The sequence below is a fragment of the Oleiphilus sp. HI0132 genome (assembly GCF_001635845.1).
Genome location: NZ_LWGJ01000608.1, coordinates 1 through 427 on the forward strand (window position 1 = coordinate 1; position 427 = coordinate 427).

A 427-nucleotide genomic window follows, 5' to 3' on the forward strand; every position below is an offset into this window, starting at 1 on the left:
GATACTTTTAACCGAGATCAGCTGCAGGGAGTTATTGCTCACGAATTTAGCCATGTTCTTAATGGCGATATGCGCCTGAACATGAAGTTACTGGTTGTCTTGCATGGCATTCTAATGATTAGTGAAAGTGGTCATATGGTGATGCGTATGACGAGTCAACGAGGGCGTCGCTATCGTAGCTATGGTCATGGCCGAAATAATGGCGGCGTGGTTGCGGGCCTGTTTGCATTTGGTTTGTGCCTATGGCTACTTGGCTCGATTGGCCAGTTATTTGGCATGATCATAAAGTCTGCTGTAAGCCGTCAGAGAGAGTTTTTGGCCGACGCCTCTGCAGTGCAGTTTACCCGAAACCCCAATGGTATTGGTGAGGCCTTGAGTTTGATTGGTGGTGCCACTGCCCAGTCACAAGTTGTGCATCATGGCGCTC

The 427-nt window shown here is 48.9% G+C and carries 1 protein-coding gene; it reads left to right on the forward strand.

Annotated features, from left to right (window positions below):
* Positions 1–427: M48 family metalloprotease (locus A3766_RS07435; RefSeq protein WP_156508764.1), on the forward strand; the 427-nt coding region annotated here is incomplete at both ends.